The sequence below is a fragment of the Streptomyces sp. NPDC091377 genome (assembly GCF_044757045.1).
In the GTDB taxonomy this organism is placed as follows: Bacteria; Actinomycetota; Actinomycetes; order Streptomycetales; family Streptomycetaceae; genus Streptomyces.
In genome coordinates, this window is the sequence record NZ_JBIVUE010000030.1 from 25,005 (window position 1) to 38,370 (window position 13,366).

Here is a 13,366-nt window from a genome sequence, read left to right on the forward strand (position 1 = left end):
GTGGTCGGGATGCGCGGGTCGGGATGCGCGGGTCGGGATGCGCGGGTCGGGATGCGCGGGTCGACCCGCCGGCGGGTCGGGGGGCTGGTCGGTGCATCACCGACAATGGACCGGCGACCGGAACGGGCAGCGTGGCCCGCCCGGTCCGCACCACCCCGGCGCGTTCCGGGGTGTTCCGGCACGTTCCACTGTGTTCCGGGGCACCCTTCGCGCTCCGGGGCGTTCCGGCGCACTCGCAGAAGCCTGCCCAGCACGAGGGAGAGAAGAGACGTGTCCGCTCCACGACTGAGGGCCACGCCCTTGCCGGGCATCGGGGTCCAGTACGACCTCATCACCAAGGAACACCGTCATCTGTCGGTGGTGGCGCACCGCGACGGCGCCCGCACGGTGAGCGTGTACCGCACCGACGACCCGGACTCCTGCGCCCAGTCCCTCCGGCTGAACAGTGCCGAGGCCGGTTCGCTGATCGACGCGCTGATGCCGTCCCACCACAGCGCCAACCTGCTGTACACCACCGACCTCGGCCTGGTCGCCGAGCGCCTCGAAGTGGCCGCCGCCTCGCACTGGAACGGGCGGGTGCTCGGCGAGACCCGGATCCGCACCGAGACCGGGGCGTCCGTGGTGGCCGTGCTGCGCCGCGCGGAGGCCATCCCCTCCCCCGCGCCGGACTTCCGGCTCGCGGGCGGTGACACCCTGATCGTCATCGGCACCCGTGAGGGCGTCGACGCCGCCGCCCAGATACTTGAGCGGGAGTGAACGGGTGCATTCCTCCGCGGTTCTGCTCATCGAGTTCGGTTCCATCATTCTCGGCCTCGGCCTGCTCGGCCGGATGGCCGCGCGGCTGAGTTTCTCGCCGATCCCGCTCTATCTGCTGGCGGGGCTGGCCTTCGGCGAGGGCGGTCTGCTGCCGCTCGGCGCGAGCGAGGAGTTCGTCGCCATCGGCGCCGAGATCGGCGTCATCCTGCTGCTGCTCATGCTCGGCCTGGAGTACACGGCGAGCGATCTGGTCTCCAACCTCAAGGCCCACTACCCCTCCGGCCTGGTCGACTTCACCCTCAACGCGCTGCCCGGCGCCATCGCCGCGCTGCTGCTGGGCTGGGGCCCGGTCGCCGCGGTCGTCCTCGCGGGCGTGACCTGGATCTCGTCGTCCGGTGTGATCGCGAAGGTACTGGGGGATCTGGGGCGGATCGGCAACCGTGAGACCCCGGTGGTCCTCAGCATCCTGGTCCTGGAGGACCTGGCGATGGCGGTGTACCTGCCGATCGTCACGGCGCTGGTCGCGGGCGTCAGCCTCGCCGCCGGCAGTGTCACGCTGGCGATCGCGCTGGGCGTGGCCGGTCTGGTCCTGTTCGTGGCCCTGCGCTACGGCCGGGTGATCTCCCGCTTCGTCTCCAGCGACGACCCCGAGAAACTGCTGCTCGTGGTCCTCGGTCTGACCATCCTGGTCGCCGGTGTGGCGCAGCAGCTCCAGGTGTCGGCGGCGGTCGGCGCGTTCCTGGTCGGCATCGCGCTCTCCGGCGAGGTGGCGGAGGGCGCGCACACGCTGCTCAGTCCGCTGCGTGACCTCTTCGCGGCCGTCTTCTTCGTCTTCTTCGGTCTGCACACCGACCCGGCGAGCATCCCGCCGGTGCTGCTGCCCGCCCTCGCGCTGGCCGTCGTCACCGCCCTGACGAAGATCGCCACCGGGTACTACGCGGCCCGCCGCGCCGGGATCTCGACCAAGGGGCGCTGGCGCACGGGAGGGACGCTGGTGGCGCGCGGCGAGTTCTCGATCGTCATCGCCGGACTCGCGGTGACGGCCGGGATCGAACCGTCCCTGGGCCCCCTCGCCACGGCCTACGTCCTCATCCTGGTCATCGTCGGCCCGCTCACCGCCCGCTACACCGAGCCCCTGGTGGCGCTGTGGACCCGGCGCACGACGGCCCGGCGCGAGGCCCGCGCCCAGGACCCCGAGCGCGAGACGATGCCGGTCGGGGACTGACGTACGACTGCCCACCACCGACCACCGACCACCCACCACCGACCACCGACCACCGACCACCCACCGCCGACCGCCGACCGCCGACCGCCGCGGGACTGACGTAGGAACGCCGTACGGGCCGGCTCACGCCGTCATGCGCCGCCAGGGGTCCCGGAACCGGGGGCCACGGTTTCGAAGGCCCCAGCCTCGCGGGTCCCGGAACCGGGTTTCCAGCCCTGGCGGCGCAGGACCGCCGAGATGTCCGGCGCCTCGTAGTGCTTCCCCTTGAGGACCTTTCCGTCCTCGCGGCGGGTGACCTCGCCGTCCGGGCCCAGCTTGGTCATGTTGGAGCGGTGGATCTCGGCGAGCACGGCGTCCAGGTCGATGCCATGGACGAGGGCGGTGCCGTAGGCGACGTAGACGACATCCGCCAGTTCGTGCGCGAGGCGGTCGAGCGGTCCGTCCACCGACACCTCCGCGACCTCCGCCGCCTCCTCGGCGAGCAGCTCGCCCCGGTGGGCGGCCAGCTCGGGCGGAACCTCGGAGGGCGCGCTGCGGGCGTCCAGCCCGAAGGCACGGTGGAACTCACGGACCAGTTCGGCGGGCGAGAGACTCATCCCCCGAATGTAACGGGCCCCACCGACAACACCCCCGCCGTCCTCGCAGTCTCCCGCGCTGCTCTCCCCGTCTGCCCCCGGCCGCTCTCCCCGTCTCCCCTCCCCGTCTCTCGCCGCTCTCCCCCGGCCCGCCAAGGTCTCGTTGTGATTCCGGCCCTGGTCACCCCGTCGTACGGCCTGGCAGGATCGCCCGCATGTCCCGAACGTTCCCCCGGATCGGCAGACGCCGAGCGCTCCAGGGCTCGGCCGCCGGTGCCGTCGCCCTGGCGCTGCTGCTGTGGTGGCTGCTGCCGCTGGGCGAGACGCCGCCGAGCGGGACGATCACCATCAGCACGGGAACCCCCCGCGGTGTCTACCAGGAGTACGGCAAGCTGCTGCGGGCCGAGCTGGACGAGGACATGCCGGACCTGGACATCGAGCTGGTGACCAGTGACGGGTCCCAGCAGAACGTGGCGCGGGTGGCGGCGGGCACGGCGGACTTCGCCATCGCCGCGGCCGACGCGGTGGAGACGTACCGCCTGGAGGACGGTCCGGGCGCCGACCAGCTGCGCGGGGTCGCGCGGCTCTACGACGACTACACCCATATCGTCGTCCCCCGTGACTCGGGCATCAGCAGCGTGTGGGCGCTGAAGGGCAAGCGGGTGGTGATCGGGCCGCCACGCTCCGGGGTACGGCTGATAGCGGACCGGGTCCTCGAAGCGGCCGGGATCAACCCGGACACCGACATCACTCCGCTCGCCGACGGCATCGACACCGCGCCGGACCGGCTCGCCAGCGGCGACATCGACGCGTTCTTCTGGTCCGGGGGCCTGCCCACGGACGGGCTGACCGAGCTGGCCGAGAAGTTCAGCTTCAAGTTCGTGCCGCTGGACGCGTCATTCGTCTCCGAGCTGCACACCGCGGGCGCGGGCATGGGCTACTACCGACCCACCAACATGCCGGAGTCGGCGTACCCCACGGTCCAGCACGGCAGCACGGTGTCCACGATGGCCGTCTCCAATCTGCTCATCACCCGCGAGGACATGGACCCCCGGCTCACCGAATGGCTCACCCGAACGGTGATCAAGAGCCGTGACGGCATCGGCGCCCACGTCCACTCCGCCCAGCTCGTGGATCTGCGCACCGCGATCTACACGGACCCCCTGACCCTGCACGAGGGCGCCCGGCGCTACTACCGCTCGGTGAAGCCGTAGCGCCCGCCCCACGGGCCGTTGCACCCCACGGCCGCAACCCGTCGGGCGCGCATCCCATGCCCCAGACACCCCCGAGCCGGAAGCTCCCACGAACCGAACCGAACCGAACCGAACCGAGCCGAGCCGAGCCGAATCGAGCCACCGCCGCCCCGCTCTCCGCCGCCCCGCTCCGCGCTCCCCGCTCACACCCGCGGGTCCCCCCGGGGCACCCGCACCGTCACCTGCAACCCGTGCGGCGCCTGCCGGACGTGCGGGGCGTACTCGATCGTGCCCCCGCCGGCCTCCAGGAGGGCGCGGGAGATGGAGAGGCCGAGACCCGAGCCCTTGATGTTCTGGTGACGGCCGCTGCGCCAGAAGCGGTCGCCGACCCGGGTCAGCTCCTCCTCGCTGAGACCGGGCCCGCGGTCGGCGACGACGACCCTCACGCTGTCGCCGTCGGCCGCGACGGTGACGGTGACCGTCTCCCCCTCCGGGGTGAACTTCACCGCGTTGTCGATCACCGCGTCCAGTGCGCTGGACAGGGCGATGGGGTCGGCCCAGCCGGTGGTGGCCGGGCAGTCACCGGTGAGCCGTACGTCCTTGGCCTGGGCCGTGGGCGACCAGGCGGCGACCCGCTCGGCGGTGAGCGCGCCGATGTCGGTCAGCCGCAGGTCGGCCTCGACGTGCTCGGCGAGGGCGAGGTCCAGCAGGTCGTCCAGGACCTGGGCGAGGCGTTTTCCCTCGGCCTGGACGGAGGCGATCTCCTCGTTGCCCTCGGGGAGTTCGAGCGCGAGGAGTTCGATCCGCAGCAGCAGCGCGGCCAGCGGGTTGCGCAACTGGTGCGAGGCGTCGGCGACGAAGGCGCGCTGCTGCTCCAGCACGTCCTCGACGTTGTCCGCCATCTCGTTGAACGACCGGGCCAGCCGTCTGAGTTCCGGCGGCCCGCCCGCCACCGCGACCCGTGACTTCAGCCGTCCGGTGGCGATGTCGTGGGTGGTGGCGTCCAGGACCCGGACCGGCCGCAGCACCCAGCCGGTCAGCCGTAGCGCGGCGCCCACGGCCAGCAGCATCGCGGTGAGCAGGCCCGCGCCGATGACCGCCCAGGACCGCAGGATCCGCGACCGCAGCTGATCGGTGGGCGAGTCGGTGACCACCACCGCGATCACGTCACCGTCCCGGATCACCGGCGAGGCCACGATCAGCCGTCCGGCCTGCCACGGCCACACCTGCTCGGGATCGTCGCTGCGCCGGCTGAGCAGCGCCTCGGCGAACGCCTCGCGCACCTCACCCTCCTTGGGGAGGAACCAGTCGCCGGGCGCGTGCGCCATGGGCGCGTCATTGCGGTAGAAGACGCCGACGCGAATGCCGTAGACCTTGTAGTAGCTGTCGAGTTCGGTGCTGAGCGTCTCCTGACGCTGGTCCGTGGCGGCGGTGGGCGACGGCGTGACGAACTGGGCGACGGCCGCGAAGAACGCCGTGTCGTCGATCCGGTCGACGACCGCCTTCTGCTGCTCGGCGGAGGCCGTGCTGACCGCGAGCGGCACGCCGAGGGCGAGCAGTACGGCCGCCATCAGGACGATGAGCAGCGGCAGCAGTCTGGTGCGCACCCGTCCCCACTAGGCGGCCGGGGCGACGAGCCGGTAGCCGACGCCTCGTACGGTCTCGATGAGCGCGGGCATGCGCAGCTTGGAGCGGAGCGAGGCGACATGCACCTCCAGGGTGCGTCCCGTCCCCTCCCAGCTGGTGCGCCACACCTCGCTGATGATCTGCTCCCGGCGGAAGACCACCCCGGGCCGCTGGGCGAGCAGGGCGAGCAGATCGAACTCCTTGCGGGTCAGCGGGACGACCACGCCCTCGACGGTGACCTGGCGGGTGGGCAGCTCGATCCGGACGGGGCCGAGGTGCAGGGCGCCGTCGCCGCCCCCGCCGGTGTCCTCGGGGACGCGGCGGCGGCTGACGGCATGGATCCGGGCGAGCAGTTCCCCGGTGTCGTACGGCTTGACCACGTAGTCGTCGGCGCCGAGGTTCAGGCCGTGGATGCGGGAGCGGACGTCGGCGCGGGCGGTCACCATGATCACCGGGATGCTGGTGCGCTTGCGGATCTTGCCGCAGACCTCGTAGCCGTCCTGGTCGGGCAGGCCGAGGTCGAGCAGGACGACGCCGAAGCCCGCGCCCTCGGGGACGAGCGCCTGGAGGGCCTCCTCGCCGTTGCGCGCGTGGGTCACGTCGAAGCCGTGCCGGGCGAGGATCGCCGACAGTGCGGCGGCGACGTGGTTGTCGTCCTCGACGAGAAGCAGTCTCATCCCGGCCTCCTCCGATTCATCGGGCGTACGGTCGCCGTGGTTGGAATGGTCCAGCGGACGGGTCCGCCGGGTTCGGCAGGTCCGCCGGGTCCGCCGGGTTCGGCAGGTCCGCCCGGCGGGTCCGAGGCCCGTCCGATCGGTCCGGGCCCGTCGGCCCGTACCGCAGGCCAAGGTCCCGTCCCGGCTGGCCCGGGCCCGTCCGGTTGCTCCGGGCCCCGTCCGGCTGTTCCGGGCCCCGTCCCGCAGGGTCCCGCGTGCCCCGGCCCGAGGTCCAGGACCTGGCCCCGTGTTCCGGCGCGGGCCGGAGGGCGGCGGCACCACCGACTCCCCCGACTCCCTCGGCCCACTCGGTCACGGTCCCGATCCGTGGGCCCGCTCGGCCCCGGTCCCGATACCTGGGCCCACTCGCTCCCCGTTCCCGTTCCCGTTCCCTCCACCCTCGGCCCTCAGCCCTCAGCCCTCAGCCCTCATCTGGAGCCCTCAGCCCTCGGCTGGAATGCCCGTCGCACGTGCCCGCGCGCGTGCACCATGGCAGTCACGCTGATGGACGACTGCCCCGTCAAGAGGGTCAGGCGTGCGCGGGCCTACCGTTACCCGGCCGAAACGCGGCCGGGTCTGCCCCGCTACGACCCGTGTCGGCCCGCTACCGGATCGTGATACTCAAATTCGCCTCAGATGTAATGACGCTGGTCGCAAAGGGTAGCTACTGTCCTCCGAAACCGAGGAGGACGGAGCCAGTAAGCGATGACCGAAGTATCGGTGGCCAAGGAAGACACGGCCGCGACCGGCGAACTGGTCGTCCTGAAGAGCGTCAACAAGCACTTCGGCGCGTTGCACGTGCTCCAGGACATCGAACTGACGATCGCGCGCGGCGAGGTCGTCGTGGTGATCGGCCCCTCCGGGTCCGGCAAGTCCACCCTGTGCCGCACCATCAACCGTCTGGAGACCGTCGACTCCGGCTCGATCACGATCGACGGCAAGCCGCTGCCCCAGGAGGGCAAGGAACTGGCCCGGCTCCGCGCCGACGTCGGCATGGTCTTCCAGTCCTTCAATCTGTTCGCGCACAAGACGGTGCTTGAGAACGTGATGCTCGGCCAGGTCAAGGTCCGTAAGACCGACAAGGCGGAGGCCGAGGAGAAGGCCCGGGCCCTGCTCGACCGGGTGGGCGTCTCCAACCAGGCGGACAAGTACCCCGCCCAGCTCTCCGGCGGTCAGCAGCAGCGCGTGGCGATCGCCCGGGCGCTGGCCATGGGCCCGAAGGTGATGCTGTTCGACGAGCCGACCTCCGCGCTCGACCCGGAGATGATCAACGAGGTCCTGGAGGTCATGCAGCAGCTCGCCCGGGACGGGATGACCATGATCGTCGTGACCCACGAGATGGGCTTCGCGCGTTCGGCCGCCAACCGCGTGGTGTTCATGGCGGACGGCCGGATCGTCGAGGAGGCCACGCCCGATCAGTTCTTCAGCAACCCGCGCAGCGACCGCGCCAAGGATTTCCTGTCAAAGATCCTGCACCACTGACGGCCCCGCCGCCCGGGGCACTGCCGGCGGGCTCTCCCAGGGCACTGCCGGCGGGCCCTCCGGACGGCACCACTGACGAGTCCTCCGTACGCACTTATGGCGGGCCCTCCCAGGGGACCACTGGCAGACCCTCCCAGGGGACCGCCGGCCGGCCCTCCCTAGGGACCACTGGCAGACCCTCCCAAGGGACCTTCGACCGGCCCTCCCAGGGGGGCTCCGCTGACGGGCCCTCGGGATCCGGCACCCGCCACCGGAGCCGCCTTCCGGACCACCACGCTCCTCCCTCCGACATCGCGATCCGCCCACCGCATGGACGCCATCTCCTCACCACACGAAGGATGTTCACCATGAAGCTCCGCAAGGTCACCGCAGCGGCAGCGACCGCGCTCGTACTCTCCCTGACCGCGACGGCCTGTGGGGGCGACGACGGCAACGACGAGAGCGGCTCGGGCTCCAGCGGCGGCGGCGACAAGATCAAGATCGGTATCAAGTACGACCAGCCCGGTCTCGGCCTGAAGGAGCCGAGCGGCGACTTCTCCGGCTTCGACGTGGACGTGGCGACGTACGTGGCCAAGGAACTCGGCTACGAGCCCGACCAGATCGAGTGGGTCGAGACCAAGAGCGCCGACCGTGAGAACGCGCTGGCCCGCGGCGACGTCAAGTTCATCGCGGCGACCTACTCCATCACGGACGAGCGCAAGGAGAAGGTCGACTTCGCCGGGCCGTACCTGCTGGCCCACCAGGACCTGCTGGTGAAGAAGGACTCGGACATCACCGAGGCCACCGACCTCAACAACAAGAAGCTGTGTTCGGTGGCCGGTTCGACCTCGGCCCAGAACATCAAGGACGAGTTGGCCCCGGACGCGCAGCTCCGTGAGAACGGCACGTACTCGGAGTGCATCGCCGGCCTCCAGAGCGGTGCCGTGGACGCGCTGACCACGGACGACTCGATCCTCGCGGGCTTCGCCGCGCAGGACCAGTACCAGGGCCAGTTCAAGCTCACCGGTCTGAAGCTGAGCAACGAGAACTACGGCGTCGGCGTCAAGAAGGGCGACACCGAGACCGTGAACAAGATCAACGAGGCGCTGGAGAAGATGGTCAGCGACGGCGCCTGGGAGACGGCCGTCAAGGACAACTTCGGCCCGGCCGAGTACAAGAACGAGCCCGCCCCGAAGATCGGGGACATCGTCTCGTAGCCCGCTGGGCCGGTGAGCGGGCCGTAGCCCGCCGGGCCGGTGAGCGGGCGCGTACCGCTCGGGCCGGTGAGCGGGCGCGTACCGCTCGGGCCGGTGAGCGGGCGCGTACCGCTCGGGCCGGCCCACCAGCGAGCGGGCGTCCGCGGCGGACGCGGACGCCCGCGACAGGCGCGGACCTTCGGCCCGGCCCGGCCCGCCCTCAGCCCCTTCCCCAGCCGTGCGCGCGGTGGCTGACACCGTGCACGCGGCGACGGGACCGGGCCGTGTCCGCCATGTTCGTCACACACCCGGAAGCGCGGGAGATCGTGTTCGACTTTCTTTCAGACTATGACGACCCGAGCTTGCTGGGCGCCTTCTGGGTGACGGTGCAGCTCACCTTCTTCTCGGCCATCGGCTCCCTGCTCCTGGGCACCTTGCTGGCGGCCATGCGGGTCGGCCCCGTGCCGCTGATGCGCGGCTTCGCCACCACCTATGTGAACATCGTCCGGAACATCCCCCTGACGGTCATCATCGTCTTCACCTCGCTCGGCCTCGCCGACATCTTCGGGGTGACGATGGGGGCGCCCGACGACTTCAAACTCCAGGGCTTCCGGCTCGCGGTGCTGGGCCTCGCCGCGTACACCGCCGCGTTCGTCTGCGAGGCGCTGCGCTCCGGCATCAACACCGTGCCGGTCGGACAGGCCGAGGCGGCGCGCGCACTGGGCCTGAGCTTCACCCAGGTACTCACCACCATCGTGCTGCCGCAGGCGTTCCGCTCGGTCATCGGCCCGCTGGCCAACGTACTGATCGCACTCACCAAGAACACCACCGTGGCCGCGGCCATCGGTGTTGCCGAGGCAGCTCTGCTGATGAAGGAAATGATCGAGAACGAGGCACAGACCCTGCTCATCGGCGCGGTCTTCGCCTTCGGATTCGTGGTACTGACCCTGCCCACCGGCCTCTTCCTCGGCTGGCTGAGCAAGCGACTGGCGGTGAAGCGATGACCTCCGTCCTCTACGACGCCCCCGGCCCCAGGGCCAAGCGGCGCAACGTCACCTTCTCGGTGGTCTTCATCCTGCTGCTCCTCCTGGTGGTGTGGTGGGTCTGGCGGACGATGGACGAGAAGGGCCAGCTGGAGTGGGCGCTGTGGAAGCCCTTCACCCAGGGCGAGGCGTGGACGACCTATCTGCTGCCGGGTCTCGTGAACACCATGAAGGCCGCGGCACTCAGCGTGATCATCGCCCTGCCCCTGGGCGCGGTCCTCGGCATCGCCCGGATGTCCGAGCACCGGTGGGTGCGGATTCCCGCGGGCGCGGTGGTGGAGTTCTTCCGCGCCATCCCGGTACTGCTGCTCATGATCTTCGCCAACGAGGTCTACGTCGGCTTCGCGGGCATCAGCAGCGAGGACCGGCCCCTGTACGCGGTCGTCACCGGCCTGGTGCTCTACAACTCCTCCGTGCTCGCGGAGATCGTCCGGGCCGGCATCCTCTCCCTGCCCAAGGGTCAGACGGAGGCCGCGCAGGCCATCGGTCTGCGCAAGACCCAGACGATGTCCACCATCCTGCTGCCGCAGGCCGTCACGGCGATGCTCCCGGCCATCGTCAGCCAGCTCGTCGTCATCGTGAAGGACACCGCGCTGGGCGGTGTGATGCTCAACTTCACCGAGCTGCTGAACTCCCGCGGCACCCTCGCGGCCAACTACGCCAACGTCATCCCCAGTTTCATCGTCGTCGCGATCATCTTCATCCTCCTGAACTTCATCCTGACCAGCTTCGCGAGCTGGCTGGAGGCCCGACTCCGGCGCAGCAAGCGCAGCACGGGCGCGGTGCTCGGGGCGGAGGACATGGAGGAGATCAACCCGGCGGGCGTGGGCGGCACCTTCGGAACCGGTGGCGAGGGCGGCGGCCCAGGCGGGTCCACGTTCAAGGGACGCTGACGCGCGGTTCCGGGACGCGCCCCGTGCGCGCCCCCGGCACGCTCCTCGCACTCCAGCCTGATGATGCGTCAATAGTCTGCGGTGACACCGGGGGCAGTGGCATGATCGCCACTGCCCCCGGTCACTTGACGCAAGCACCTTCACTGGGTTGCATACGTTCTGTGATCGTGCACCCTGCTCCCCCCTTCTGTTCACTTTTGTCCCTCGGGACACCGCCGAGCGCAGGGGGCGCCGCGCTGTGGACCCGGTGATCATCGTCGGAGCGGGGCCCGTCGGGCTCACGCTCGCCCTGGCGCTGGCCCGCCAGGAAGTCCCCTGTGTCGTCCTGGACGAGACGCCGGGCGACGACGAACCGCGACTCGCCCGCACGGCCGTGCTCCGCGAGGACACCGCCGCCCTCCTCACCCGCCTCACCGGCATCCCCCTGCACCGGGTCGGTGCCCATTGGGCCGGATGGCGGTCGATGCGGCGCAGACAGGTGATGCGCGAGGTCACGTTCTACGACGATGAGTACGACGTCGACAACGCCGCCCCCGCCCCCTCCACCCCTTCCGCCCTCTCTGCCACCTCCGCCGCTTCCCATGCTTCCGGCGCTTCCGGCGGTTCCGGCGCTTCCGGCGGGGCCGAGGCACCCGAGCACGCGGGCCCGGCGCCGTTGCACATCGCCCAGCATGTGCTGACCCGTGCCCTGCGCGCGGCCCTGGCCCGTGAGCGGTATGCGGAGATCGTCACCGAGAGCCGCCTCGACGTCGTCGAGCAGGAGCCGTCGGGTGTCAGCGCGCACACCCGTGGCCCCGAGGGCACCTGGTGGCGCGGCAGCTACCTGGTCGGCTGCGACGGCCCACGCTCCACCGTGCGCAAGCTCCAGGACATCCGCTTCCCGGGCCGTACGGCGGTGGAACGCCACGCCGTGGCCGCACTGCGCACGGAACTCCCCCGGCCCGATCAGGCGTTGCTCCACCGCATGCCGCCCTGGCGGACGTCGGGACCCTCGGCCGGCGAGGTGTCCGCCCGCCCGCTGCCGGCCGGCATCTGGCGCCTGGACTGGCTGCTGCCGCCCGGCAAGGACCTCGTCACGCCCGAACTGCTGGTCTCCCTGATCCGCGAGACCCTCGCGGGCTGGTCGGACGACGGCTCGACCCCGCCGTACGACCTGCTGGACACCGGTGTGCACACCGTCCACCACCGGCTGGCCCGACGCTGGCGGGCCGGCCGGGTCTTCCTCGCGGGAGACGCGGCGCATCTGCTCGGCGCGTTCGGGACCCACGGGCTGGACGAGAGCCTGCGCGATGCCGACAACCTCGCCTGGAAACTCGCCCTCGCCTGGCACCACGGGCCGCACGAGGCACTGCTCGACAGCTACCAGGCCGAGCGGCGCGCGGTGATCGCCGCCCGACTGCGCGCCGCCGACCAGGCCCTGCCTCAGCTACGCGGTGGCGGGGGTCTGCGCGCCTACGTCCCCGGCGCCGCCCGCAACCACGACGCCCTGCTCGCCGACGCCCACCTCGGCCGGGGCCCGCTCGGCGCCACCGGCGTGTACGACGACTCCCCCCTCACGCCCCGCCACCTCGGCGCGGAGGTCCCGGTCGACACGCCCCCCGGGGCGCCGGTCGCCGACGTACGCGTGACCGCCGAGGACGGCTCCTGCGTCCGCCTCCGCGACCGCCTCGGCCGCGGTGCCCTCCTGGTGGTCCTGATCGCTCCGGGCACGGGTGTGTGGGAGCGGCGCCACTGGGTCACCGCGGGCATCATGCCCCGCCTCGCGGCAGCGGTGACGGCCCTTCCGCACCCCGCGGAACTCCTCGTCGCGGAGAGCTACCCGGGCGCCGGCGCCCACACCGTCCTCCTCATCCGTCCCGACGGCCACCTGGTCACCGCCCTCAACGGCGTCCGCCCGGCCGACCTGTACGCGGCTGCGGAGGCGGCGGTCGGCAGAGGCCCCAGCATGACCGAGGCGGCCGAGGGCACCGGGGCGAGCAAGACATCCGCAAAGGCCGGGGCGGACCCGACCCAGACACCCAAGGACAAAGACACGGACGCGGGCACGGACACGGACGGCAGGACGGATGGATCCAGGAACAGGGACGGAGACGGAGACGGAGACGGAGACGGAGTTCGACACGGGAACGGGAACGGGGATGGGGATGGGGACGCGGACCAGGCGGCGGACAGGAAACGGAAGGAAACGGAGGCGGGAACAGGTGCCCGCTCGGGCTGACCGACCCCGCACCCCGGACTGACCGGAGACGGCGGCGAAGGCGGAGGCGTAGGCGGAGGCGGCGCGGATCCCGGGCCAGGAGAGGCGGCGCGGATCCCGGGCCAGGGCTCAGGCTCCGTCACCCCCCGCGCCCCCACCCGGGCTCCCGCCCTTCCCGTCGTCCCCGGCCTTCCTTCCCGGGGACGACGCAAAAGCGACGCCACACAGAGAACGCCACACAGAGAACGCCGCACGGACGACCCCCACAAAGACACCGCACAGACCACGCACAGACCACGCACCGAAGATCTTCCGTCACTGTCCGTACACACCACCCCCGCCGCCGCCCACCGCATCCGCCCCCTCCCCGTCAGGGGCGCACGCCACCGACCACCCCCCGCACCCGCGAAAACGCCCGCACCACCCGCACACCACCCGTGCTCCATACGCACCCGACCTCACTGTCCGCATGGTGACAGCCAGTT

Annotated in this window: 11 protein-coding genes; 8 read left to right on the forward strand and 3 right to left on the reverse strand. The window is 71.3% G+C overall.

Features of this window, described 5'->3' with window-relative positions:
• The first annotated feature begins 270 nt into the window (after positions 1 to 270).
• On the forward strand, positions 271 to 756 hold the full coding sequence (locus ACIQNG_RS37125) for a cation:proton antiporter regulatory subunit (protein ID WP_401425280.1): 486 nt from the start codon (positions 271 to 273) through the stop codon (positions 754 to 756).
• A 4-nt stretch (positions 757 to 760) separates the two neighbouring features.
• Entirely contained in the window at positions 761 to 1,981 is a 1,221-nt protein-coding gene (locus ACIQNG_RS37130) for a cation:proton antiporter (protein WP_401425278.1), read from the forward strand.
• A 131-nt stretch (positions 1,982 to 2,112) separates the two neighbouring features.
• Here the strand turns inward: ACIQNG_RS37130 and ACIQNG_RS37135 are convergent, their stop codons facing one another.
• Positions 2,113 to 2,577, reverse strand: coding sequence for a MazG nucleotide pyrophosphohydrolase domain-containing protein (locus ACIQNG_RS37135; protein ID WP_401425276.1), 465 nt, complete (start codon positions 2,575 to 2,577; stop codon positions 2,113 to 2,115).
• A gap of 194 nt (positions 2,578 to 2,771) precedes the next feature.
• Here ACIQNG_RS37135 and ACIQNG_RS37140 point away from each other — a divergent pair, with 194 nt between their 5' ends.
• On the forward strand, positions 2,772 to 3,770 hold the full coding sequence (locus ACIQNG_RS37140) for a TAXI family TRAP transporter solute-binding subunit (protein WP_401491429.1): 999 nt from the start codon (positions 2,772 to 2,774) through the stop codon (positions 3,768 to 3,770).
• A gap of 182 nt (positions 3,771 to 3,952) precedes the next feature.
• On the opposite strand, the gene ACIQNG_RS37145 is transcribed toward ACIQNG_RS37140, so the two are convergent.
• Together ACIQNG_RS37145 and ACIQNG_RS37150 are read right to left on the reverse strand one after the other, a co-directional pair.
• Positions 3,953 to 5,356: an ATP-binding protein gene (locus ACIQNG_RS37145; protein WP_401491430.1), complete on the reverse strand. Its 1,404-nt coding sequence runs from the start codon at positions 5,354 to 5,356 to the stop codon at positions 3,953 to 3,955.
• A 9-nt stretch (positions 5,357 to 5,365) separates the two neighbouring features.
• The gene (locus tag ACIQNG_RS37150; RefSeq protein ID WP_401425269.1) at positions 5,366 to 6,052 is read right to left on the reverse strand and encodes a response regulator transcription factor; all 687 of its coding nucleotides are present in this window, start codon (positions 6,050 to 6,052) and stop codon (positions 5,366 to 5,368) included.
• A gap of 744 nt (positions 6,053 to 6,796) precedes the next feature.
• On the opposite strand from ACIQNG_RS37150, the gene ACIQNG_RS37155 reads away from it, so the two are divergent.
• The 5 genes from ACIQNG_RS37155 (at position 6,797) to ACIQNG_RS37175 (ending at position 12,902) form a co-directional block, all read left to right on the forward strand.
• Positions 6,797 to 7,573, forward strand: a complete 777-nt coding sequence (locus ACIQNG_RS37155) for an amino acid ABC transporter ATP-binding protein (RefSeq protein ID WP_401425267.1) — start codon at positions 6,797 to 6,799, stop codon at positions 7,571 to 7,573.
• A 347-nt stretch (positions 7,574 to 7,920) separates the two neighbouring features.
• Positions 7,921 to 8,769 (forward strand): glutamate ABC transporter substrate-binding protein, encoded by an 849-nt coding sequence (locus tag ACIQNG_RS37160; RefSeq protein ID WP_401491432.1) that lies wholly within the window; start codon positions 7,921 to 7,923, stop codon positions 8,767 to 8,769.
• Between the two features lie 305 nt (positions 8,770 to 9,074).
• Entirely contained in the window at positions 9,075 to 9,752 is a 678-nt protein-coding gene (locus ACIQNG_RS37165) for an amino acid ABC transporter permease (RefSeq protein WP_401426373.1), read from the forward strand.
• Positions 9,749 to 10,684, forward strand: a complete 936-nt coding sequence (locus ACIQNG_RS37170) for an amino acid ABC transporter permease (protein ID WP_401425262.1) — start codon at positions 9,749 to 9,751, stop codon at positions 10,682 to 10,684. The genes ACIQNG_RS37165 and ACIQNG_RS37170 overlap by 4 nt, the downstream gene beginning before the upstream one ends.
• Before the next feature lie 238 nt (positions 10,685 to 10,922).
• Complete coding sequence (locus ACIQNG_RS37175) at positions 10,923 to 12,902, forward strand: FAD-dependent monooxygenase (RefSeq protein WP_401491434.1); 1,980 nt, start codon at positions 10,923 to 10,925, stop codon at positions 12,900 to 12,902.
• Positions 12,903 to 13,366 lie beyond the last annotated feature (464 nt).